Source organism: Streptomyces sp. NPDC047971 (assembly GCF_040653355.1).
In the GTDB taxonomy this organism is placed as follows: domain Bacteria; phylum Actinomycetota; class Actinomycetes; order Streptomycetales; family Streptomycetaceae; genus Streptomyces.
On record NZ_JBEZNW010000048.1, the window covers coordinates 24988 to 46848 of the forward strand.

Genomic DNA, 21861 nt, shown 5'->3' on the forward strand with positions numbered 1-21861 from the left:
CCGGTGGCTTCCGCCGGGGTCCGGACGGGCCCGCGACGCCGTCCTCCTCCGGCCCGACCCGGAGGAGACCGTCAGCCGGTGACGCGCTGGGACTCGCGCAGCACGGACTTCACGTAGGCCTGCGTCTCGCGGTACGGCGGGACTCCGCCGTACCGCTTCACCGCCCCGACGCCGGCGTTCCACGCCGCCAGCATGTGGTCGTTCCTGGAGCCCACCTGCCGCTTGATCCCGGCCAGGTGCTTGGCCGCGGAGTTGGTCTGCGTCGTGGCGTTGCGGAAGTCGGCGCCGGTCGCCGGGAGCATCTGGAACAGTCCGCGTCCGCCGGTCGAGGACCGGACCGAGGTGCTGCACCCGGACTCCTGCCGCGCCATGGCGGAGAGCAGCTTCCACGGGACACCGTAGGTGCGGCCGGCCGCCTTGAAGGTGGAGACGTACTGCGGGCACCCGCCCGAGGCCGCCGGGGCGGCCGTGGCCGTTCCGGTCTGCGTCGCACCGGCGGCGGCGAGCGCCAGCGCGATCGCGCCCGTACGTACGGCCCAGCGGGAACCGAGGGGGGAGAGGGACATGAGGACACCCTTCTTCAGGAACCGATCATGAGGGTCGAGGTGTTTCAAGTCCCCCATGGTTGCCTGGGTTTGGGTGTGTGTGACCGAGCTCATGGACGAGCGCGCCGGCGTGTCGCACTCCTGGCAGGACCTGCCCCGGCAGGCCGGAGGGCCCCCGCTCCGACGACGTCAGGCCCTCCGCGGGCCGTCCGCCGTCGGCAGACGGCCCGCGGAGGACCAGAATGGACGTGTGCCGAACACTGCCAGCAAGAAGAAGACCCCGGCGGCCGCCTCGCCCGAGCGGCGCCGCGAGCTCCTCGACACCGCAGCCGAGGTGTTCGCGGCCCAGGGCTACAACGCCACGACCGTACGCAAGATCGCCGACGCCGCCGGAATGCTCGCCGGCAGCCTCTACTACCACTTCGACTCCAAGGAGTCGATGCTCGACGAGATCCTCTCGTCCTTCCTGACGGAGCTGTGGGAGGGGTACGACGCCGTCCTCGACTCCGGCCTCGGCCCCAGGGAGACCATCGAGGCCCTCGTCACCGAGTCCTTCCGGGAGATCGACCGGCACCGCTCCGCCGTCGCGATCTACCAGAAGGAGTCCCGGCACCTCAGCTCCCAGCAGCGCTTCCACTACCTCTCGGACTCGCAGGTGAAGTTCGAGAAGGCGTGGCTCGGCACGCTGGAGCGCGGGGTCGAGGCGGGGGTCTTCCGCGCCGACCTCGACATCCGGCTCACCTACCGCTTCGTGCGCGACACCGTGTGGGTCGCCGCCTCCTGGTACCGCCCGGGCGGTCGGCACAGCCCGGAGGAGATCGCCCGCCAGTACCTGTCGATGGTCCTGGACGGCATCGCCGTACGCGCCTAGGGAGCGGTCATCGCCGAGGCCCGGGGCGGAGGGTCCGGTCCGCTTCCCGGTGTGACGCTCGTCGCCGCCCCGCCCCTCCGGCGGGGCGGCGTGCTAAGGTTCCGGAGTTGCTAGTTTTGGTACCCATGAACTTTATGTGCGCCTGACGGGAATGCTCCTCAGGCGCGATTTTGTTTTCCGGAGTCTCCGGGATGGGACCCTTACCTATTCAGGAGAAATCATGGCCACCGGAACCGTGAAGTGGTTCAACTCGGAAAAGGGCTTCGGCTTCATCGAGCAGGACGGCGGCGGCGCCGACGTCTTCGCCCACTACTCCAACATCGCGACCTCCGGCTTCCGTGAGCTGCAGGAAGGCCAGAAGGTCACCTTCGACGTCACGCAGGGCCAGAAGGGCCCGCAGGCGGAGAACATCCTCCCGGCCTAATTGCCGGACGCGTTTCTCGCAGCCGGGGCCCGCACCGCGCAGGTGCGGGTCCCGGCTCGTGCTGTGCTCAGGCCAGGAAGGCATTTCCCATGACCCGCTCCGAAAGGCGGCCCCGTCGGGCCGCGGAATCCAGTTCCGGCACCCCGTCCGGAAACACCCGCCGCGGCTCCGCCGCCCCCCGGGGCAAGGCCAAGGGAGCCGGCCGCCGCGGACCGGCCACGCCTCCGCCGCCGCGTGAGTTCACCCTGCCCGAGACGCTGACGCCCGCGCTCCCGTCCGTCGAGTCCTTCGACGCTCTCGACATGCCCGCGGCCCTGGTCAAGACGCTGGGCGCCCAGGGCGTCACCGAGCCGTTCCCGATCCAGGGCGCCACGCTGCCGAACTCGCTGGCGGGCCGGGACATCCTCGGCCGCGGTCGCACCGGCTCCGGCAAGACGCTCGCCTTCGGCCTCGCGCTGCTCGCCCGCACCGCGGGCCGCCGCGCCGAGCCCAAGGCCCCGCTCGCCCTGGTCCTCGTGCCCACGCGTGAGCTCGCCCAGCAGGTGACCGACGCCCTCGCGCCGTACGCCACCTCGGTGCAGCTGCGGCTCGCCACCGTCGTCGGCGGCCTGTCGATCACCAAGCAGGCGAACTCGCTGCGCCGCGGCGCCGAGGTCCTCGTGGCCACGCCCGGACGCCTCAAGGACCTCATCGAGCGCGGTGACTGCCGACTCGACCAGGTCGCGATCACGGTCCTCGACGAGGCCGACCAGATGGCCGACATGGGCTTCATGCCGCAGGTCACGGCGCTGCTGAAGCAGGTCGAGCCGGACGGCCAGCGGATGCTGTTCTCGGCGACCCTCGACCAGAACATCGACCGGCTGGTGAAGATGTTCCTCACCGACCCGGTCGTGCACTCCGTCGACCCCTCGGCCGGAGCGGTCACGACGATGGAGCACCACCTGCTCTACATCGCCGACGAGACCGACAAGAAGGCCGTCACGATGAAGATCGCGGCCCGCGACGGCCGCACGATCCTCTTCCTGGACACCAAGCGGTCCGTGGACCGGCTGGTCAAGCGGCTGCTCGCCAACGGCGTACGGGCCTCGGGGCTGCACGGCGGCCGTTCGCAGCCGCAGCGCAACCGCACCCTGGACCAGTTCAAGAACGGCCAGGTCACCGCGCTCGTGGCGACCAATGTGGCGGCCCGCGGCATCCACGTCGACGACCTCGACCTCGTCGTCAACGTCGACCCGCCGATCGACCACAAGGACTATCTGCACCGGGGCGGCCGCACGGCGCGCGCCGGCGAGTCCGGCAGTGTCGTCACGCTCGTGCTGCCCGAGGAGAAGCGGGACATGAGCCGGCTGATGTCGAACGCCGGGATCACGCCCCGTACGGCACAGGTCAAGTCCAGCGACGAGGAGCTGACGCGGCTCACCGGCGCCCGGGAGCCCTCGGGCATACCGGTCGTCATCGAGGTCCCGCAGCCGACCCAGCCCGCGACGGCCCGCAACGGCGGTCAGCGCTCGCGCCGCGGTGGCGGCGGCCGTTCCCGTGCCCAGGCCAACAGCCGTACGGGAGCGTCCGGTTCGGCCGCGCCTCGCGCCGGAGCGGGCGGTTCGACCGCGCGCACCGGCGGAGCTTCGACCGCGCGTACGGGGACGGGCGGTTCCTCCGCGCGTACGGGTACGGGCGGTTCGGCCACCCGTACCCGCGGCGGTGGCGGTTCCGGCGGCAGGGGCCGCCGGGGCGGCGCAGCCTAGTCGACGAGCCGGTCCTGGAGCCGCGACAGCGTGCGCAGCTCCAGGCCCAGGCCGTCCGTGAGGTACCGGAAGAGACTGCCGTACGCGGCCCTCGCCTCGTCGAGCGCGGTGTTCAGGTACGCGGTCCGTACCTCCTGGAGGGGGATGATCAGGTCCGGGTTCTGCATGAGCCCGCCCTGCTTCAGCCCCTCCCGCACCTTCGCGTCGTACGCGGCACGGAAGGTGTTGGAGGCGAGATAGTCACCGACGGCCGTCGCCTCCGGCACGCCCAGGGCCGTCAGCAGGAGATAGCTCGTCCAGCCCGTGCGGTCCTTGCCCGAGGTGCAGTGGTACAGCGAGGGCGTCGAGCCGAGGCCGGCCAGCTCGCGCAGCGTGAGACCGAGTTGAGCGCGGTTGTCCGCGCTGGTGACGAACGAGCGGTACACCTCGGTCATGAACGCGGCCGCCCGCCCGCCGCCGAGCATCTGCTCCTGGAGCACGGGATCGCGGGAGCCGATCGCCGCCATCAGTCGGCCGAACAGGCCGTTGTCCGTGATCGGCCGCGACACCGCGGCGACCCCGGCCGGGAGCCGGTCCGCGCCGTCGTACTGGACCTCCAGCGGTATCCGGAAGTCGACGGCCCGCCCCAGGCGCAGCCCGGCGAGGGTCGTCACATCGGCGTCGGTGAGCTTGGCGAGCGCGTCGGCCCGGTACACCAGACCGTGCCGCACCCGGCCACCGGCGTAGGTGCGGTACCCGCCCAGATCACGGACGTTGACCGCGCCCTGGAGCGGGATGTGGCGGACGGACGTGGGGCGGATGCGGCGCCCGGTCGCCGCCACGGCCGGAGCGGTGGCCGCCGTGAAGGCCGCGGCGGTGGCGGTGCTCAGCAGTGCGCGTCTCGACAGTGGCATGGGGACTCCCGTGCGGGGATGAGGGTTTCACCCTGGTGTCGGCAGGGTGCGGAGCGCGTGCTCGGCCTCGGACCCGACCGAGGGACGCGGCCCCCGATCGGCGGTGAGGTGGTCCGGACGTCCATGGCGACGGAGGCGGTGCGGCCCTCGGTCATGGGCGCCGTGCGGAGCCGGCGGTTCTCGGCATGCCGGACCTGGTTCCACGGCAGGTCCGTGCCGTGGCCTGCCCGGGGTCGGGGCGGCGGCCATCTCGGGCGGGATGCCCTGGCCCGGGGTTGAGGCCGGGACACCCGTGAGCGGGAACAGCCCGCTTCCACCAAACGTTTGTTAGGTGGCGCTTGAGGGGGAAAGATAGCAGCCGACGGGGCCCGGCGGGAGGGTTGCCGTCGTCACCGACGGCATGCGCGGATCGGGAACGTGCCCACGGCGCCTCGTCTCAGGAGGCCGGCCTCGGGGAGATCTGGCCCGCGGCGATCGCGGCGAGCGCGAGGGCGAATCCGATCAGCTGGACCGGGCCGAGCGACTGGCCGAGCAGCAGCGCCCCCAGCAGGGCGGCCACGATCGGCGACAGCAGGACGAGGACGGCGACGGAGGTGACCGGCAGCGTGGTCACGCCGCGGACCCAGAGGACGTACGAGAGCAGGCCGCCGACCAGGCCCAGCCAGAGATAGCCGAGCACGGCGCTCGCGTCGACGGCGGGCGGGGCGCCCTCGAACAGGAGCGTCACCGGCACCAGGAACAGGCCGCCCGCGGCGAGTTGCCAGCCCGCGAACGCCGTCGGGCCCACGCCGTCCGGGAGTCCCCAGCGCTTGGTGAGCGTCACCCCGAGCGCCATCGAACCGGCGCCGCCGAGCCCGGCCAGCACCCCGACCGGGTCGAATCCCGCCTCGGGGCCGACCACCACGAGCGCCACGCCCACGATGCCGACGACCCCCCACAGGAAACTCCGCGGCGACGGGGGCTGGCGCAGCACCACCACCGCAAGGACCGCGACGATCAGGGGCTGTGCGGCGCTCAGCGGGGCGGCCACACCGCCGGGGAGGCGTTCGGCGGCCACGAACAGCAGCGGGAAGAGGGCGCCGATGTTGAGCACACCCAACGCGGCGGCCCTCGGCCACCACGCCCCGCGGGGCAGCGTGCGGGTGATCGCCAGCGCGATCAGGCCCGCCGGCAGGGCGCGGAGGAGCCCCGCGAACAACGGGTGGCCCGGCGGCAGGAGTTCGGTGGTGACCACGAACGTGGTCCCCCAGACCATGGGGGCGGACGCGGTCAGGGCGGTGCCGGCGACACCCGCCGGGCTCGATGACGTCACCAGGTTCTTCACGCGATCCAGCTTCCGCGTCGGTGATCAATGAGTCCAACACATGTTTGTCACGGCATCGATCGTGATTCACGATGGATCGATGGAGCTTCAGCAGATGCGGTACGTGATCGCCGTCGCGGAGACGAGCAGCTTCACCCGCGCCGCCGAGCGGTGCCTCGTGGTCCAGTCCGCCCTCAGCCATCAGATCGCCCGCCTGGAACGAGAGCTCGGCGCCCGGCTCTTCGACCGCACCAGCCGCCGTGTGCGGCCGACTCCGGCCGGCGAGGCGTTCCTGCCGGCGGCCCGGCAGGCCGTCAACGCCGCCGAGCGCGCCGCAGCCGAGGTCGCCGCGGCCGTCGGCGAGATCCGCGGCCGGCTCGCCATCGGCGTGATCCCCACCGTCGCGGCCTTCGACATCCCGGCCGCCCTGCACGCCTTTCGCCGGCGCCACCCCCAGGTCCGCGTCCGTCTGCACGTCGGCGCCAGCGAGACCCTCGTCGAGCTCGTGAAGGAAGGGGCGCTGGAGATCGCCTTCCTCGGACTGCCGTCGACGGCCACGCTCGAAGGGGTCGGATCCCGGCTGCTGGCCGACGACCGGCTGGTCGCCGTGGTGGCCCCCGACCATCCGCTCGCGGGGGAGGCCGAGGTCGACCTCGCCCGGCTCTCCTCGGAGGTGTTCGTGGACAAGCCGGCGGGATCGGCGGGCCGCCTCCAGTCCGACCGGGCGTTCGCCGCCGCGGGCGTCCCCCGCGAGGTCGCCTTCGAGGTGACGGACGCCGGGTTCGTGACACGGCTCATCCGCCAGAACCTCTGCGTCGCCCTCCTTCCCTCGGCCTACACCCCGCACCTCACGGGTGTCGCGACGGTCCCGGTCCGGGACGCGCCGACCCGGACCGAACACCTCGTCTGGAACCGCTCGACCCTCACCCCCGCGGCGACGGCCTTCCTCGCGGAACTCGACATCGTGATCGACCAGGAGACGGAGGGTTCCTGACCAGGTGACGGGTGGTCGCGACCGCCGCACCGCCGGCCCCCTGGCGGAGCGGCTGTTGGGCTGTCCGTAACCCCTCGGCCACCCGCGGCTGCGACCCTCCAGCAGAACGGAAGTTGTCTGTACAACTTGGAGATCCTTCGATGGTGTCACTCACCTCCGCACCGCCGTTCTGGCTGCGCGACAACTGCCCCTGCCCGGACTGCCGCGACCCCCGCAACGGCCAGAAGCTGTTCCAGATCACCGAACTCCCCGCCGCGCTCGCCGTCGACGCCGTCCACGACACCCGCACCCCCGACGGCGCCCCGGCCCGCGAGGTCGTCTGGGCCCCCGACGGCCACCGGTCCGTCTACCCCGAGACCTGGCTGGGCGCCCACCTCCCCGGCACCGGTACGGCACCCGGCGACGGCCGCACCGAGGACGACAAGGAACCGTGGGCCGCGAGCCGCTTCGACGGCGGGCTCCCCGAGGCCGACTGGGACGCGTACACCACCGACCCCGCCGTCCGCGCCGACACCCTCGAAGCCGTCCTCCGCCTCGGCTTCGCCCTGCTCCGGAACGTGCCCGTCCGCGACCGCCAGGTCCTCGCCGTGGCCCGTACCTTCGGCCACGTACGGGAGACCAACTACGGCGAGCTCTTCGAGGTACGGGTCGAGGCCGACCCCAACAACCTCGCCTTCACCGGCGCCCGCATCACCCCCCACACCGACAACCCCTACCGCGACCCCGTCCCCACCCTCCAGCTGCTGCACTGCCTCGCCAACGCGGCCCGCGGCGGCGACTCCGGCCTCGTCGACGGCTTCCACGCGGCGGCGCGGCTGCGCGCCGAGGCCCCGGAGGCGTACGAGATCCTCAGCCGCGTCCCCGTGCCCTTCGCCTTCTCCGACGAGCGCACCGAACTCCACGCCCACCGGCCGCTCATCGGCGTCGACCCGGCCGGCCGCATCCGAGAGATCCGCTTCAACAACCGGTCCATCGGCACGCTCCGGCAGCCCGCCGACCTTCTCGAAACCTTCTACGCCGCCTACCGGCGCTTCGCGGACCTGCTGCTGCGAACGGAGCTCCGCCTCGACTTCCGGCTCGCCCCCGGCGACTGCCTGATCTTCGACAACACCCGGCTGCTGCACGCCCGGACGGCCTTCGCCGAGTCCGGCGACCGCCACCTCCAAGGGGCCTACGCCGACATCGACGGCCTCGCCTCCACCCTGGCCGTCCTGCGCCGCGAGGTGAGCGCGAGGTGAACCCGCTCGACATCCTCGCCGCCCTCTTCGACGGCGAAGGCAGCGCCGCATACCTCGGCGAGGCCGTCACCCAGGCCCAGCACATGCTCCAGGCCGGCGCGCTCGCCGAGACCGCCGGCGCCCCGCCGCACCTGATCGCCGCCGCCCTGCTGCACGACGTCGGCCACTTCCGGGGCACGGTCACCGGCCGCGACCTGATGGAGCACGGCACCGACAACCGGCACAGCCACACCGGTGCCGACTGGCTCGGCCAGTGGTTCGGTCCCGAGGTCACCGAGCCCGTACGCCTGCACGTCGCCGCCAAGCGCTACCTCTGCGCCGTCGAGCCCGGCTACGCCGACCTGCTCTCCGAAGCGTCCGTGCACACCCTCGCCGTCCAGGGCGGCCCGATGACCGACGCGCAGGCGCGCGCCTTCGCGGCGCACCCCGGAGCGGGCGACGCCGTCGCCGTGCGCCGCTGGGACGAGCAGGCGAAGGACCCGGACCTGCCGACCCCGGACTTCGACCACTTCCGGTCCCTGCTGGCCGGGCTGCTCCTCACGGGCCGAGCACTCAGGAACCCAGCCTCCGGCCCAGGGCGCTCGTCGCCGTCGAGCTCTGCATCGTGAACGCCACCGTTCCCGGCAGATAGCGGTCCTGCGACCACTCCACCGGCGCCCCCGTCGGGTCGGTGGAGTGCCGTCGCTCCCGCAGCAACGACTCCCCGGTCCGGCAGCCGAGCAGTTCCGCGTCGTCGGCGTCCGCCGGCACCAGGTCGATGGTGTGCCGCGCGTCGGCGAACAGCACCCCGTGCAGCGCCAGTCGCTCCGAGTGCGAGACCGTGTCCGGCGGCATCCCGGCCACCAGCTCCCCGATCCGCTCCGGATACGTCGTGCGCTCCACCATGACCGGCGTGCCCGCGAGCGTCCGCAGCCGCCTCACCCGGTAGACCGGCGCGCCCTCCTCGACCCGCAGCTTCTCGGCCTCCTCCGCGTCGGCGGGGACCCGGTCCACGGCCACGATCCGGCCCCCGGGCTCCTCGCCGAGCGACCGCGCCCAGCGCGTGAACGAACGCAGCTCGCCGAAGCTGTGCAGCCGCGGCCCGCCCAGGACCACCCGGCGCGAACCGCGCCGCGAGGTGATGAGCCCGTCCGTGCGCAGCGCGGCGAGCGCCTGGCGGACCGTACCCCTGGACACGCCGTAACGGCGGGCCAGTTCGTCCTCGGCGGGAAGCTTGGCCCCCGAACCGTACTCGCCCGCCGTGATGGCGGTCCGCAGATCGGCGGCGACCTTCAGATACAGCGGGGTCCTGGCCCGTTCCTCACTCACACGCCCACCCTGTCACGCGCTCCGCTCACCCGACCAGGGAGTCCAGCAGCTCCGGATCGACCTCGGCCAACGAGTCCGCGAGCGTGACGCCCTCGGTCCCGGCGAAGCCCTCCAGCGGCTCCGTCGAGGGCACGGCGAGCACCCGGCAGCCCGCGGCGACCGCGGAGGTGACGCCCGTCGGACTGTCCTCGACGGCCACGCACCGCGCCGGCTCGGCACCGAGCGCCACCGCCGCCGCGAGATAGGGGTCGGGCTCCGGCTTCGTCCGCGCGGTGTCCTCGGCGCCGAACAGGGCGTCGAAGCGGTGCCCGTCCAGGGTGCTCGCGACCTGGGCGACGACGGCCCGCGGCGAGGCGGACACCAGAGCCGTCGGCACCCGGCGCGCACGCAACGCCGCCAGCAGCCGCAGCGCGCCCGGCCGGGGCGCGGCGGCCACCGCGAGCCGCGCGGCGAAGTCCGCTCCCAGCTCGGCCGCGAGCTCGGCGGCCGGCGCGTCCAGGTACTCCTGGAGCATGGCCGCCGTGTCCTCCACCGAGCGTCCCGTCACCGCCGTACGGCGCCCGGCGTCGAGGCGGCGGCCCCGGCGCACGGCCGCCGCCTCCACCACGTCCAGCCAGACGCCCTCGGTGTCGACGAGCGTTCCGTCCATGTCGAAGAGGACCGCCTGCAGCCGGGTCACGCCGCACCGTCCCAGGAGGCGAGGAGCACGGGCCGCCGCCGCGGTGTGACGGTGACGGCCGAGCCGGGCGTCAGCTCGGCCGCCGCGTGCGTGGGGACGTCCGCCTTGAGGTCCGTGCCGTCGGGCAGGGCGACGCGCAGCCGGGTCGTCGGACCGTGGAACGCGGACCCGGTGACCCGGGCGGAGCCGCCCGCCGTCACCTCCAGCGCCTCCGGCCTCAGCAGCACCCGTACGTCCCCCGTACCGCCCGGTCCCTCGACCGGCAGCCGGGTGCCGAGCACCTCCACCAGGCCGTCGCCCGCGACCCTGCCGGGGACCCTGTTCATGGTGCCGACGAACTCGGCGACGAAACCGGTCGCGGGACGCTCGTACAGCTCCGTGGGGGAGGCGCACTGCTCCAGCCGGCCGCCGTTCATCACCGCGACCCGGTCGGCCATCGACAACGCCTCCTCCTGGTCGTGGGTGACGAAGACGGTGGTGATGCCCAACTCCAGCTGGAGCCGGCGGATCTCCTCCCGCAGGGTGAGGCGTACCCGCGCGTCGAGCGCCGAAAGCGGCTCGTCGAGCAGCAGCAGCCGGGGCCGGAGGGCGAGCGCGCGGGCCAGCGCGACGCGCTGCTGCTGGCCGCCGGAGAGCTGGTGGGGGAAGCGGTCGCCGTGGCCGGACAGGCCGACGAGTTCCAGCAGTTCGGCGGCGCGGGCCCGCCGCGCGGCCGTCCGCACCTTGCGCATCCGCAGCCCGAAGGCCACGTTGTCGGCGGCGGTGAGGTGCGGGAAGAGGCTGTACGACTGGAAGACCATCGCCGTGTCACGCCGGTCGGCGGGCACCGGCACGATGTCCTCGCCGTCGAGCAGCACCTGGCCCCGGTCGGGCCGCTCGAAGCCCGCCAGCACGCGCAGCGCGGTCGTCTTGCCGCAGCCGGACGGGCCGAGCAGCGCGAGGAGTTCGCCGGGGGCGACATCGAGGTCGAGTCCGTCGAGCGCGACGGCGGAGCCGAAGGACCGGCGCAGTCCACGGATCGTGAGGGCGGCGCCGGTGCGTACCGGCTGGTCGAGCACGGTCATCGGGAGGTCTTTCGTTCGGGAGTACGGGAGGGGCGCGGTGTGCGGCGGCGGTTGCCCACGGTCGTCAGGGCCAGCAGCAGGACCCAGGTCAGCAGCAGGCTCAGCAGTGACACGGCCACCGAGAGCCGGGCGTCGGAGCCCGACGCCTGCACGATCCACACCGCGAAGGGCTGGAAGCCGAGCAGCGAGGCGACCGTGAACTCGCCGAGCACCAGCGCCAGCGTCAGGAACGAGGCGTTCAGGATCGCGCCGCGCAGATGGGGCAGGACGGCCGAGAGGAGCGCCCGCGGCCAGGACGCGCCGCAGTCCCGCGCGGCCTCCACCAGGGTGCGGACGTCCACGGAGCGCAGACCCGCGTCGAGGGCCCGGTGGACGAAGGGCAGCGCCATCACGGCGTACGCGAGGACGAGGACCACGGGGAAGTCCGGGTTCTGCACGGCCACGAAGGTCTGGTACAGCGGGGTCGTGGACAGCTTCTCCGGGCCCCAGCGCAGCACGGTCCCGAGACCGGCGGTCAGCGCCACCGGCGGCACGACCAGCGGCAGCGTGCACACGACCTCCAGGACCGGCCGCAGCCGGGGTGTCGAGAGCCGGGCCGCGACCGCCGCGGGGATGGCGACGAGGAGCACGAGCGCGACCGTCGCCGCCGCGAGTCCGAGCGACAGCAGCAGACTGCCGGTGAAGCCGGGCGCCGTGAAGATCCGGGTGTACGAGGAGAGGGTGAGCCCCTGCCCGGGGATGTCCACGGTGAACACGGCGGAGGCGAGCAGCGGGACGAGGAAGTAGACCCCGGCGAGCAGCAGCACCAGGGGACGCCCTACGCGAGCCAACGGGTGCTCCTTCGCTGGAGGGGGAGGTGGACGGCCATCACGAGGGCCGCGACCAGGACCATGTCGAGGCTGAGGGCGAGGGCGACGTTCTCCTGGCCGACCAGGACGTTGCCGGAGAGCGCGTCGGCGATCTGCAGCGTCACCAGCGGCACGGAGCTGCCGACCATCGCGGCGGCCGTCGCGTACGCGGCGAACGCGCTGCCGAAGAGCAGCACGAACCCGCCGAGGAGGGACGGCAGCAGCACCGGCAGGCCGACGTGGCGCCAGTACTGCCAGGCGGAGGCTCCGCAGTCGCGGGCCGCCTCCCGCCATGAGACGCGCAGACCGTCGAGCGCGGGCGCGACGGTCAGCACCATCAGCGGGACGAGGAAGTACAGATAGGTCAGCGCGAGGCCCCAGAAGCCGTACAGCGACCAGCCGTGTTCGTCGAGGCCCAGGCGGGTGGTGAGCACGCCGGCGTTGCCGAGGGTGGCGACGAAGGCGAAGGCGAGCGGGACGCCGCCGAAGTTGGCGAGCACCCCGGAGGCGGTGAGCACGGCCTCGCGCAGGGCCCGGCCCCGGGAGGAGACCACGGCCTGCGCGAGGAGCAGCCCGAAGAGGGTGCCGCCCGCCGCGGTGAGCGCGGACAGTTCGATGCTGCCGAGCAGGGCGGTGCGGTAGGCGCCGTCGACCGACCGGCTCAGGTTGTCGAGGCCGTACCCGCCGTCGGCGACGGTGAAGGCACCGTCGGCCATGGCGAGCGCGGGCAGCCCGAAGGCGACGCCGACGAGGAGGAAGAGGGGCAGGGCGGCGAGCCAGCCGCCGGGGCGCGGGCGGCTGCGGGCCCGGCGCGCGGGGGAGGCGGCGGCCGGGGCCGTGGGGGAGCCGCCGGTCATGGGGGAACCGGCGGCCCCGGCCGGTCCGGGCCCGGCGCCCGCCGGGGCCACCCGCGCGTCCTGCGCGCGGGCGGCCCCGGACGGGGCGGTGGAGGAGTGCGAGGTCATCGACGGGTCACCCGGAGACGGCCGCGGCCCAGCCCTGCGACAGGGTCTCCTTGGCCTTGGACGTCTGCTGCTCGGTGGGGAAGCTCGGCGTGCCCGTGACCTTCGGCAGCGCCGCGGCGGCCGCCTTGTCGAGGGTGCCGTCGGCCTCCATGGCCGGCATCAGGACGGGCCGGGCATACCCCTTCAGCCACAGGTTCTGGCCCTCGGCGCTGTAGAGGTACTCCTGCCAGAGCCGGGCGGCCGCCGGATGCGGGGCGTCCTTGTTGATCGCCTGCGAGTAGAACTGCGCGTAGACGCCGTCGGTGGGCACGGCGACCTTCCAGTCGACGCCCTTGGACGCGAACTGCTTCGCGTAACCGGCGTTCAGGTAGTCCCAGTCGATGGAGATGGGCGTCTCGCCCTTCTCGACCGTGGCGGGGGTGGACTCGACGGGGTTGTAGTTGCCGTTCTTCTTCAGCTTGCCGAAGAAGTCGATGCCCGGCTGGATGTCGTCGAACGAACCGCCGTTGGCCAGTGCCGCCGCGTACACGCCACCGAAGGCGGAGCCCGACTTGGTCGGGTTGCCGTTGAGGGCGACCTTGCCCTTGTACGCGGGCTTGAGCAGATCGGCGAAGGTCTGCGGGCAGACCTCGACCCGCTTGGCGTCGCAGCCGATGGAGACGTAGCCGCCGTAGTCGTTGAACCAGCGGCCCTGCGCGTCGCGCTGGGTCTGGGGGATCCGGTCGAAGGCGGCGACCTTGTACGGCGCGGTCAGCCCCTGCTCGCCGGCGGCCTGGGCGAAGGAGGCGCCGAGGTCGAGGACGTCGGGGGCGCGGTCCTGGCCCTTGCGGGACTTGACCGCGTTGATCTCGTCCTGGCTGGAGCCGTCGGGGTTCTCGACGTTCACCTCGATGCCGTACTTCGCGGTGAAGCCGTCGATGATCGCGCCGTAGTTGGCCCAGTCGCGGGGGATGGCGATCGCGTTGAGCCTGCCCTCCTTCTTCGCGGCGGCGACCAGGGCGTCCATGCCGCCGGCGTCGGCTGCGGAGGTGGCGGTGGCGAGGCTCTTCCCGTCGGCGCCCACGGCGCCGTTCGTCGGGGCGGCGCCGCAGGCGGTGAGGGTCAGGGCGGTGAGACCGAGGGCGCCGGCGAGGGCGGCGGCGCGGGCAGCGGAGGTCACGCGTACTCCATGGGGGAAGGGGAGCGAGGCCAAGCTGTATGGACAACTGTTGTCCATACAGCTTCTGCATTACGGGGGGTCGCGGTGTCCCGTCGGTGAACGCGAGGAGAAGCCCGCCCTGCCATTCCCCGGCGGATCGGCGGTGGCCGACCGCGAGTCCCCGACGCCGTGATCAGCGGCAGCGTGGAGTCGTCCACTCCAGGCGGGTCCTGACCCGGGGGTCCTCGATGTACTCCACGGCGGCGAGAGCGGTGTCGCGGGCCGTCCCCTCCGGGCCCCCCTCCGCCAGGATCCAGGCCAACACCTCGACGGCACGCGGATCCTGTCGGATCGCCAGCCCGCGCGCCGCCTCGGCCACGACGTCCGGATCGTCGTCCTCCAGCCGGGCCGCGAGCGCCTCCCGGAGCACGGCGGTGTCCTCGGGGACCTCCGCGAGCGCGAGCGTGGCCCAGTCCCGCACACCGTGGTCGTGATCGCGGCTCAGGGCGACCAGCCGCCGCACCGCCGCCGCGTCCCCCGCGGGCACGGGCCCGGTGAGCGAGCGCCCGAGGGCCCGCCGCACCTCGATGTCGGGGTGCGAGGCGAACGCCGTCAGGTCGGGCACCGTGACCGGCTCCCCGTACTGCCCGAGCGCGATGACCACGGAGAGCGCGGGCTCCCTCGCACCCTCCCGTACCGTCTGCCCCGCCAACTGCCGGAGCACCGCCACCGCTCCGGCCGTGAAGCCGTCGAGGCCGCCCAGGACGCGCGCGCCCAGGGCTCTGCGCAGCGGCTCCTCGCTCGCACACCACGCGACGGCCGCCGCGAAGGTCTCCTCGTCGCCCCGCTCGGCCAGTGCGCGGACCGTCTCCGTCCAGTCGTCCAGGTCCGGGTCCCCGCACCGCAGGGCCCGCCCGGCGAGCTCCTCGTACGGCGCGCGGATCCCCAGCGCCCGCTCCAGGAGCGTGGCGATCGCCGCGTGGCCGGTCTGCTGCTCGTTGCCGCTGCCCGGGGCGCCGTTCGGACGCAGCAGGTCCACGACGACGGTTACCCCGCCGTCCTCGCGCACGCGGCGCACCACCGCCTCGGCCCGACCGTCGTCCCCGCCCGTCGCGAGCAGCCCGCGCCGCAACTCCTCCGCGATGTCCACGCCGATCCAGCGCCGTGCCTCGCGCAGGGCGTCCTCGGTCGCCCCGGCGCCGCGGTCGAGCAGGGCCCGTACGCTCCCCGTCGAACCGCGCCGCGCCGCCGCGACCAGCGGCACGAGCCCGTCGGGGCCGGGCCGGGCCGGATCGGCGCCGTGCTCCAGGAGGATTCGCGCCGTCTCCACGTGCCCGAGCCGCACGGCCCAGTCCAGGGCCGTGAAGCCGAACGCCTCCGTCTGGTCCGCCCGCGCCCCGCCGGCCAGCAGGGCCCGCACCACCTCGGTGTGTCCGCCGCAGGCCGCCCCGCACAGCGGCAGGTCCCCCGCCTCCTCGCCGCTGCCCCTCGCGGGATCGGCGCCCGCCGCCAGCAGCAGCCGTACGATCCCGGCCTGGTCGGCCACGGCCGCCCGGTACAGCGGGGTCTCGCCCCCCTCATCGGCCTCGGGGGACATTCCGGCCCGGAGGGCGCGCACGACGGCGTCGTCCCCCTCGTGAATCGCGTCGAACAGCGTGCTCATCCGTCGACCCTCACCCGCCGGACACGGACGGCGCAATCGAATTGGCGCCCGAGCGAGACGGCGCCACTTTCGGCACCCGCCCTACGTCTCGCACTCCAGGACCGAGCCGCACACCCCGCACCTCGCCCTGACCCTGCGGCGCGTCGGCACCCGCAGGCGCTGCCGGCAGACCGGGCACGGGAAGGCGACGTGGGCCGAACCGCCCGCCCCCTCGAAGGCGTACGGAGCGTCCGCCGGGGCCCGTCCGTAGCGGCGGTCCTTCGCGTAGCGGTGGCGCGCCGCCCAGCCCGCCGCCGCCAACGGGGGCCGGCGGTTGTCCCGCGCCGCCTCCTCCCGTCCCCGGTTCCACGCCTCGTACGCGCGTGGGCTGGTGAACCACGGCGACGGGTCCTCCCCGAACACCTCGGCCCGCTTCGCCAGGACGTACCCGAACTCCTCCGGCGTCAGATACCCCAGCTTCTGGCTGGACACCCCGTCCTCCCGGAACGCGTCGAGGAGCAGCCATCCGGCCCCCAGATACGCAGTCACCACATCCGTGAGGATCTCGTTCTTCCGGGTGTCGGGGAACCCGAGGTCGAGGCGGTGCAGCAGTACATGGGTGATTTCGTGGGCCAGCGCGGCTCCCACGTCCCTGCGGTGCCGCCGGAAGCGGTCGTTCAGCTCGACGAAGTACTCGGGTCCCGCGGCCAGTTCCACACTCGCCGCGTGGGTCATCTCGCGGAAGCTCACGACCATCCGTGCCTCGGGGAGCTCCAGGTGGTGGACGAGCGCCCTCGCCACCCGCTGCGCCCCGAGATGGAGGTCCTCCTCGTCGCCGAAGGCCACGTCGGCCGCCGGCACGCTCGTCGCGTACCGCCGGACCCCGTCCGCGGACAGCCTGCGGTACAGCGCGGTGATCGAGGCCCGGACCGCGTCCAGGTGCGGGAACCCATGGACGACCTCGTTGCCGTTCGGCACGTCGCACCACCCCCTCACCCTTCACTGTACGGGCGCGCAACGGCACCGTCCGCTGGCCGAAAACGTGTCCTTGTGGCCCCGGTGAGCCCTTGTCCATAATCCGGACCAAGCCTTGACGGGCACATGCCATCAAGGCTCAACCCCCCATGAAAGGCAGACACTTGAAGAAGAACAGGTTCGTCCGCGCCCTTCAGAGAATCGCCGCGACCGGCGCCGTCGTGCTCGCCGCCGTCAGCCTCCAGCCCTCCACCTCCTCCGCCGCGCCCGCCCCGGTCGTCGGCGGAACCCGCGCCGCCCAGGGAGAGTTCCCCTGGATGGTCAGGCTCTCCATGGGCTGCGGCGGCTCGCTCATCACACCGCAGGTCGTCCTCACCGCGGCCCACTGTGTGAGCGGCTCCGGCAACAACACCAGCATCACCGCCACCGCCGGAGTCGTGGACCTCCAGAGCAGCAGCGCCATCAAGGTCCGCTCCACCAAGGTCCTCCAGGCCCCCGGCTACAACGGCAAGGGCAAGGACTGGGCGCTGATCAAGCTCGCCACCCCGATCACCTCGCTGCCCACCCTGAAGATCGCCGAGACCACCGCGTACAACAGCGGCACCTTCACCGTCGCCGGCTGGGGTGCCGCGCGTGAGGGCGGGGCCCAGCAGCGCTACCTGCTCAAGGCCACCGTGCCGTTCGTCTCGGACGCGTCCTGCAAGTCCTCCTACGGCAACGACCTCGTCCCCGCCGAGGAGATCTGCGCCGGCTTCCCGCAGGGCGGCGTCGACACCTGCCAGGGTGACTCCGGCGGCCCGATGTTCCGCCGCGACAACGCCGGCGCCTGGATCCAGGTCGGCATCGTCAGCTGGGGCCAGGGCTGCGCCCGCCCGAACTACCCCGGCGTGTACACCGAGGTCTCGACCTTCGCCGCCCAGATCAAGTCCGCGGCCGCCAGCCTCTAGCACGACCCCGAGCGGCTACGGGGGCTGAGCCGGCACCCCGTGACCCCGAGCGGGACGAGGGCGGGTCACCGTCCCCGTGACACCCGAGCGGGTACGAGGGCGGATCATCGCCCCCGTACCCGCTCACCCTCACCCGAGCCGGACGCTCCCCGCCCCGCCCTCCAGTTCGAGCACCCACACCTCGTTGCCGCCCTCCCGCAGGACCGCGCCCGGCACGAACAGCGAATCCTGCGGCCCCACGGACCAGTACCGGCCCAGGCAGAATCCGTTCACCCAGACGAAGCCCCGCGTGCAGCCCGGCAGCGACAGCGCCGCGTCACCCGGCCCCGGCACGTCCACCACCGCCCGGTGGAGCCCCGGCCCGCTCTCCCCGGCCACCGGACGGAACGGCACCTTCGCCACCGCCCCCGCCTCGAAGGCGTCCAGCCGCAGGCCCCGGGCCCGTACCCCGTGCACGTACTGCCGCTCGTGCCGGACCCCGCCCGTGATCCCCTTCGGCTCCGCCTGCCGCGGCCCGTAGTTGACCCGGCCCAGGGACTCCACCCACAGCTCCACCACCGCGGGCCCCGCGACCGGCTCCGCCAGGACCGTGTCCTCGGCGGTCAGCACCTCGGCCCGCACCCCGTCCACGTACACCACCGCACGGTCCCGCAGCCCGGTCACGGAGAGCGGATACGGCCGCCGCGGCCCGGGGATCTCCAGCCGGTAGCGCACCAGACCGCGGTCCACGTCCGCCTCCTCGAAGGACGGCGGCAGCGGCGTCCTCGTCTCCCGGCCGCCGAGCACGTCGAGGACCGCGTCGAGCGGCGCCCACTCCGCCAGAACACCCTCCGCCGGTGCCGCGATCCTGCGCGGCGGCTCCGGCACCTCGGGCAGCGGGCCCTCCGCGAACTCCGCCAGCACCTCACGGAAGAGCCAGTACTTCTCGGTCGGCAGCCCCGCCTCGTCGACCGGCGCGTCGTAGTCGTACGAGGTCACCGTCGGCCGCAGCCCGCCCTCGTGCAGCTCACCGGCCCGGTTCGCCCCCGCCCAGCCCGCGAAGTTCGTGCCGCCGTGCGCCATGTAGACGTTCACCGACGCCCCGCACTCCAGGATCTCCCGCAGCGCCGCCGCCGCGTCCGCCGCGTCCCGTACGGAGTGCTCCGTGCCCCAGTGGTCGAACCAGCCGCACCAGAACTCCATGCACATCAGCGGCCCCGACGACTGATGCCGCCGCAGCACCGCGAACGCCTCCCGCGCCCCCGAACCGAAATTCGCCGTCGCCAGCACCCCGGGCACGGAACCACCCGTCAGCATGTGGTCCTCGGGCCCGTCCGACGTGAACAGCGGCACCCCCACCCCGCAGTCCACCAGCAGGTCCGCGACCTTCCGCAGATACCCCTGGTCGGAGCCGTAGCTCCCGTACTCGTTCTCCACCTGGACCATGATCACCGGTCCGCCGCGGTCGATCTGCCGCTCCACGACCTGCGGCAGCAGCGCCCGGAACCACCGCTCCACAGGGGCCAGGAACTCCGCGTCGTCCGTCCGCACCCGCCGCCCCAGCCGCCCCGTCAGCCAATGAGGCAGACCGCCGTTCTCCCACTCGGCGCAGATGTACGGCCCCGGCCGCACGATCGCCCACATCCCGGCCGCCGCCACCGCGTCGAGGAAACGCCCCAGCGCCCCCACGTCCCCGAACCGGCCCGGCTCCGGCTCGTGCAGGTTCCACGGAACGTACGTCTCCACACAATTCAGACCCATCGCGCGGAGCATCCCCAGGCGATGACCCCACTGGTCCTCGTGCACCCGGAAGTAGTGCAATGCCCCCGACAGCAGCCGCACCGGCCGCCCGTCCAGCAGAAAGTCCTCGTCACCCACAGCGAACGTGCTCATGGCCTCACCCTCACCTCTGGCGGCGGACGGGTCCATGGACAAAGATCGTCGCTGATTGGACGGAAGAAGGGGCAGGCACGGCGGATGTACCACACCTGGATGCGCTACTTCACACCCAGCCCGATCCATCACCGCCTCGGGCTCGTCTGCCTCGGCGTCGGACTCCAGCACGGCACCCTGCCCACCGTCGGCCCCCGCACCCTCGACCACCACGTGGCCGTGGTCGTCAGCGCCGGCAGCGGCTGGTACCGGGGCCCGGACGGCCGGCGCACCACCATCACCGCGCCCGCCCTGATCTGGCTCACCCCCGGCGTACCGCACCACTACTCCGCCGATCCCGAGACCGGCTGGGACGAGTCCTTCGTCGACTTCGCGGGCCCCGCCACCACCACCTACACCGAACTCGGCTACATCGAACCGGACCGGCCCGTCGTCCCCCTCTCCGACGCCGCCGGGCCCCGCGCCGCCATCGGCCGCATCGCCCGCGCCGCCCGCCGCGGAAACCCCCTCCTCGAGGTCGAGACCGGCGCAGCCGTCCACGAACTCCTCGTCGCCCTGCGCCGCGCCCGCGCCGACACCAACGCCGACGGCGACCCCGTCCTCACCGCCCTCGCCCGCGACGCCTTCCAGCCGCTGTCCGTCGCCGAGCACGCCGCCCGGCACGGCATGACCCCCGCCGAGCTGCGCACCGCCGTACGACGCACCGCCGGCTGCAGCCCCAAGGACTACCTCCTCTCCATACGCCTCGGCCGCGCCAAGGAACTCCTCGCCGCCACCGAACTGCCCGTCGCCGCCGTCGCCCGCCGGGTCGGCTACGACGACCCCGCCTACTTCTCCCGCCTCTTCACCCGAAGGGTCGGCACCGCCCCCGTCCGATTCCGGGAACAGCAGGGGCACACTGTCCCGGGCGGCTGGAGCAACCAGATCCCGGATCCCGAACACCCTCCGACGATCGCCACCCGATCCGTCTAAGCTCGCTGCTCATGAGTGAGATCGACGAGTCCGTCACGGCGGAACTGACCCGGCTGCGCGAAAGCATCGACAACATCGACGCGGCGGTCGTCCACATGCTCGCCGAGCGCTTCAAATGCACCCAGCAGGTAGGTGTCCTCAAGGCCAAGCACCAGCTGCCGCCCGCCGACCCGGCCCGCGAGGCCCGCCAGATCGCCCGGCTGCGCGAACTGGCCGAGAGCGCGAAGCTGGACCCGGCCTTCGCGGAGAAGCTGCTGAACTTCATCATCGCGGAGGTCATCCGCCACCACGAGACGATCGCGGACGGAGCACACTGATGCGCGGAGCCGGCCGATGAGCCGCGTCACGGTCTTCACCCTCGGCGGAACGATCTCCGCGCGCGGCGGAGACGCCTCCCGCCTCACCGGCGCCGAGGTCCTCGCCGGGCTCGGCACCCCCGGCGTCGACGTGGAGCTCCGCGACGTCCGCAGGCTCCCCAGCTCCTCCCTGTCCTTCGAGGACCTCACCGCGCTCGCGCACGAGGTTCGCGGAGCCGTCGCGGGCGGCTCCGGCGTCGTCGTGGTCCAGGGCACCGACACCCTGGAGGAGACCGCCTTCCTCCTCGACCTGCTCTGCGTCACCGGCGAACCGATCGTCGTCACCGGCGCCATGCGCCGCCCCGACCTGCCAGGCGCCGACGGCCCGGCCAACCTGGCCGCCGCGATCGCCGTCGCCGCCGACCCCGGCTGCCGCGACCTCGGCGTCCTCGTCGTCCTCGCCGACGAGATCCACGCCGCCCGACTCGCCCGCAAGACCCACACCACCTCCGTCGCCACCTTCGCCTCCCCGGGCGCCGGCCCGCTCGGTGCGGTCGTCGAGGGCGAGCCGCGCATCTTGCTCCGCCCCACCGGCACCAGCGCGATCCACCCCCTGAGCCTCGACCCGGCGGTACGGGTCGCCCTGGTCACCCTCACCGTCGGAGACCGCGGCGAACTCCTGGACGCCGTCGACTCCCGCTTCGACGGCCTCGTCGTCGCCGCCTTCGGCGCCGGACACGTCCCCACCTGGCTCGTCGAGCCGCTCGCCGAGATCGCCGACCGCATCCCCGTCGTCCTCGCCTCCCGCACCGGCGCCGGCGCCACCCTCACCCACACCTACCGCGGCCCCGGCTCCGAGTACGACCTCCTGCACCGCGGCCTCGTCCCCGCCGGCCCCCTCGACCCGGCCAAGGCCCGCCTCCTCCTGCACGCCCTGCTCTCCTCCGGAGCCAAGGGCCCCGCCGGCTACGACCGCCCCGGCATCACCGCCGCCTTCGCCCACGTGAACGGCACCGGCCTCGCCTAAAGGGTGTTGCAGAAGGCTCGGTTCTGGGCATTTTGCCTGTATGGGTGGGGTGTTGCGGGCTGAGCCGGTGTGGGTGGAGACGTTCACGGGCTTGCGGATGGACCGGTTCGCGAAG

Annotated in this window: 22 protein-coding genes; 10 read left to right on the forward strand and 12 right to left on the reverse strand. The window is 73.3% G+C overall.

Features of this window, described 5'->3' with window-relative positions; genetic code table 11:
• Positions 1–71 precede the first annotated feature (71 nt).
• Positions 72–566 (reverse strand): lytic transglycosylase domain-containing protein, encoded by a 495-nt coding sequence (locus tag AB0D99_RS31225; RefSeq protein ID WP_362369856.1) that lies wholly within the window; start codon positions 564–566, stop codon positions 72–74.
• A 229-nt stretch (positions 567–795) separates the two neighbouring features.
• Between AB0D99_RS31225 and AB0D99_RS31230 the strand changes: the two genes are divergently transcribed.
• From AB0D99_RS31230 to AB0D99_RS31240, 3 genes are all read left to right on the forward strand, one after another.
• Positions 796–1416, forward strand: coding sequence for a TetR/AcrR family transcriptional regulator (locus tag AB0D99_RS31230; protein WP_362369859.1), 621 nt, complete (start codon positions 796–798; stop codon positions 1414–1416).
• 220 nt (positions 1417–1636) lie between these two features.
• The gene (locus AB0D99_RS31235) at positions 1637–1840 is read left to right on the forward strand and encodes a cold-shock protein (RefSeq protein WP_005318814.1); all 204 of its coding nucleotides are present in this window, start codon (positions 1637–1639) and stop codon (positions 1838–1840) included.
• A gap of 89 nt (positions 1841–1929) precedes the next feature.
• Positions 1930–3585 carry a DEAD/DEAH box helicase gene (locus tag AB0D99_RS31240; RefSeq protein ID WP_362369863.1) on the forward strand — a complete coding sequence of 552 codons (1656 nt, stop codon included), beginning with the start codon at positions 1930–1932 and terminating at the stop codon, positions 3583–3585.
• On the opposite strand, the gene AB0D99_RS31245 is transcribed toward AB0D99_RS31240, so the two are convergent.
• Together AB0D99_RS31245 and AB0D99_RS31250 are read right to left on the reverse strand one after the other, a co-directional pair.
• Positions 3582–4478, reverse strand: a complete 897-nt coding sequence (locus AB0D99_RS31245) for a tyrosine-protein phosphatase (RefSeq protein WP_362369867.1) — start codon at positions 4476–4478, stop codon at positions 3582–3584. The two genes, AB0D99_RS31240 and AB0D99_RS31245, sit on opposite strands and share 4 nt — an antisense overlap.
• A gap of 436 nt (positions 4479–4914) precedes the next feature.
• A complete protein-coding gene (locus AB0D99_RS31250; protein ID WP_362369923.1) occupies positions 4915–5733 on the reverse strand; it encodes an EamA family transporter in 819 nt (272 codons plus the stop codon).
• Positions 5734–5881: 148 nt separating this feature from the next.
• Here AB0D99_RS31250 and AB0D99_RS31255 point away from each other — a divergent pair, with 148 nt between their 5' ends.
• The 3 genes from AB0D99_RS31255 to AB0D99_RS31265 all read left to right on the forward strand — a co-directional run bounded on the left by AB0D99_RS31255 (position 5882) and on the right by AB0D99_RS31265 (position 8621).
• The gene (locus AB0D99_RS31255; RefSeq protein WP_362369870.1) at positions 5882–6775 is read left to right on the forward strand and encodes a LysR family transcriptional regulator; all 894 of its coding nucleotides are present in this window, start codon (positions 5882–5884) and stop codon (positions 6773–6775) included.
• 140 nt (positions 6776–6915) lie between these two features.
• Complete coding sequence (locus tag AB0D99_RS31260; RefSeq protein ID WP_362369873.1) at positions 6916–8013, forward strand: TauD/TfdA family dioxygenase; 1098 nt, start codon at positions 6916–6918, stop codon at positions 8011–8013.
• Positions 8010–8621: a phosphonate degradation HD-domain oxygenase gene (locus AB0D99_RS31265; RefSeq protein WP_362369876.1), complete on the forward strand. Its 612-nt coding sequence runs from the start codon at positions 8010–8012 to the stop codon at positions 8619–8621. Before AB0D99_RS31260 ends, AB0D99_RS31265 begins: the two co-directional genes overlap by 4 nt.
• On the opposite strand, the gene AB0D99_RS31270 is transcribed toward AB0D99_RS31265, so the two are convergent.
• From AB0D99_RS31270 to AB0D99_RS31305, 8 genes are all read right to left on the reverse strand, one after another.
• Positions 8566–9321, reverse strand: coding sequence for a GntR family transcriptional regulator (locus AB0D99_RS31270; protein ID WP_362369879.1), 756 nt, complete (start codon positions 9319–9321; stop codon positions 8566–8568). The genes AB0D99_RS31265 and AB0D99_RS31270 overlap by 56 nt on opposite strands.
• Positions 9322–9346: 25 nt before the next feature.
• Complete coding sequence (locus tag AB0D99_RS31275; RefSeq protein WP_362369882.1) at positions 9347–10000, reverse strand: HAD family phosphatase; 654 nt, start codon at positions 9998–10000, stop codon at positions 9347–9349.
• On the reverse strand, positions 9997–11064 hold the full coding sequence (locus AB0D99_RS31280) for an ABC transporter ATP-binding protein (protein ID WP_362369885.1): 1068 nt from the start codon (positions 11062–11064) through the stop codon (positions 9997–9999). Before AB0D99_RS31280 ends, AB0D99_RS31275 begins: the two co-directional genes overlap by 4 nt.
• Entirely contained in the window at positions 11061–11894 is an 834-nt protein-coding gene (locus AB0D99_RS31285) for an ABC transporter permease subunit (protein WP_362369888.1), read from the reverse strand. Before AB0D99_RS31285 ends, AB0D99_RS31280 begins: the two co-directional genes overlap by 4 nt.
• A complete protein-coding gene (locus tag AB0D99_RS31290; protein WP_362369926.1) occupies positions 11882–12769 on the reverse strand; it encodes an ABC transporter permease subunit in 888 nt (295 codons plus the stop codon). The genes AB0D99_RS31285 and AB0D99_RS31290 overlap by 13 nt, the downstream gene beginning before the upstream one ends.
• Before the next feature lie 115 nt (positions 12770–12884).
• Positions 12885–14036, reverse strand: a complete 1152-nt coding sequence (locus tag AB0D99_RS31295; protein ID WP_362369891.1) for an extracellular solute-binding protein — start codon at positions 14034–14036, stop codon at positions 12885–12887.
• A gap of 172 nt (positions 14037–14208) precedes the next feature.
• Positions 14209–15678, reverse strand: a complete 1470-nt coding sequence (locus AB0D99_RS31300; protein ID WP_362369894.1) for an ankyrin repeat domain-containing protein — start codon at positions 15676–15678, stop codon at positions 14209–14211.
• Positions 15679–15759: 81 nt separating this feature from the next.
• Positions 15760–16635: a hypothetical protein gene (locus tag AB0D99_RS31305; protein WP_362369897.1), complete on the reverse strand. Its 876-nt coding sequence runs from the start codon at positions 16633–16635 to the stop codon at positions 15760–15762.
• 146 nt (positions 16636–16781) lie between these two features.
• Here AB0D99_RS31305 and AB0D99_RS31310 point away from each other — a divergent pair, with 146 nt between their 5' ends.
• Complete coding sequence (locus AB0D99_RS31310; RefSeq protein WP_362369900.1) at positions 16782–17579, forward strand: serine protease; 798 nt, start codon at positions 16782–16784, stop codon at positions 17577–17579.
• A gap of 129 nt (positions 17580–17708) precedes the next feature.
• On the opposite strand, the gene AB0D99_RS31315 is transcribed toward AB0D99_RS31310, so the two are convergent.
• A complete protein-coding gene (locus tag AB0D99_RS31315; protein WP_362369902.1) occupies positions 17709–19451 on the reverse strand; it encodes a beta-galactosidase family protein in 1743 nt (580 codons plus the stop codon).
• Positions 19452–19535: 84 nt separating this feature from the next.
• Here AB0D99_RS31315 and AB0D99_RS31320 point away from each other — a divergent pair, with 84 nt between their 5' ends.
• From AB0D99_RS31320 to AB0D99_RS31330, 3 genes are read left to right on the forward strand one after another with little or no spacing between them, the layout of a single operon-like run.
• Positions 19536–20423 carry an AraC family transcriptional regulator gene (locus AB0D99_RS31320; RefSeq protein WP_362369905.1) on the forward strand — a complete coding sequence of 296 codons (888 nt, stop codon included), beginning with the start codon at positions 19536–19538 and terminating at the stop codon, positions 20421–20423.
• Positions 20424–20434: 11 nt separating this feature from the next.
• Positions 20435–20740 carry a chorismate mutase gene (locus AB0D99_RS31325; RefSeq protein ID WP_362369908.1) on the forward strand — a complete coding sequence of 102 codons (306 nt, stop codon included), beginning with the start codon at positions 20435–20437 and terminating at the stop codon, positions 20738–20740.
• A gap of 16 nt (positions 20741–20756) precedes the next feature.
• Positions 20757–21746 carry an asparaginase gene (locus AB0D99_RS31330; RefSeq protein ID WP_362369911.1) on the forward strand — a complete coding sequence of 330 codons (990 nt, stop codon included), beginning with the start codon at positions 20757–20759 and terminating at the stop codon, positions 21744–21746.
• The last annotated feature ends 115 nt before the right edge of the window (positions 21747–21861 follow it).

Coding starts and splice junctions, on each gene's coding strand:
- AB0D99_RS31330 (WP_362369911.1), top strand. CDS start 20,757: ATGAGCCGCGTCACGGTCTTCACCCTCGGCGGAACGATCTCCGCGCGC.
- AB0D99_RS31235 (WP_005318814.1), top strand. CDS start 1,637: ATGGCCACCGGAACCGTGAAGTGGTTCAACTCGGAAAAGGGCTTCGGC.
- AB0D99_RS31260 (WP_362369873.1), top strand. CDS start 6,916: ATGGTGTCACTCACCTCCGCACCGCCGTTCTGGCTGCGCGACAACTGC.
- AB0D99_RS31300 (WP_362369894.1), bottom strand. CDS start 15,678: ATGAGCACGCTGTTCGACGCGATTCACGAGGGGGACGACGCCGTCGTG.
- AB0D99_RS31315 (WP_362369902.1), bottom strand. CDS start 19,451: ATGAGCACGTTCGCTGTGGGTGACGAGGACTTTCTGCTGGACGGGCGG.
- AB0D99_RS31310 (WP_362369900.1), top strand. CDS start 16,782: ATGAAAGGCAGACACTTGAAGAAGAACAGGTTCGTCCGCGCCCTTCAG.
- AB0D99_RS31290 (WP_362369926.1), bottom strand. CDS start 12,769: ATGACCGGCGGCTCCCCCACGGCCCCGGCCGCCGCCTCCCCCGCGCGC.
- AB0D99_RS31280 (WP_362369885.1), bottom strand. CDS start 11,064: ATGACCGTGCTCGACCAGCCGGTACGCACCGGCGCCGCCCTCACGATC.
- AB0D99_RS31225 (WP_362369856.1), bottom strand. CDS start 566: ATGTCCCTCTCCCCCCTCGGTTCCCGCTGGGCCGTACGTACGGGCGCG.
- AB0D99_RS31320 (WP_362369905.1), top strand. CDS start 19,536: ATGTACCACACCTGGATGCGCTACTTCACACCCAGCCCGATCCATCAC.
- AB0D99_RS31255 (WP_362369870.1), top strand. CDS start 5,882: ATGGAGCTTCAGCAGATGCGGTACGTGATCGCCGTCGCGGAGACGAGC.
- AB0D99_RS31325 (WP_362369908.1), top strand. CDS start 20,435: ATGAGTGAGATCGACGAGTCCGTCACGGCGGAACTGACCCGGCTGCGC.
- AB0D99_RS31245 (WP_362369867.1), bottom strand. CDS start 4,478: ATGCCACTGTCGAGACGCGCACTGCTGAGCACCGCCACCGCCGCGGCC.
- AB0D99_RS31250 (WP_362369923.1), bottom strand. CDS start 5,733: ATGGTCTGGGGGACCACGTTCGTGGTCACCACCGAACTCCTGCCGCCG.
- AB0D99_RS31240 (WP_362369863.1), top strand. CDS start 1,930: ATGACCCGCTCCGAAAGGCGGCCCCGTCGGGCCGCGGAATCCAGTTCC.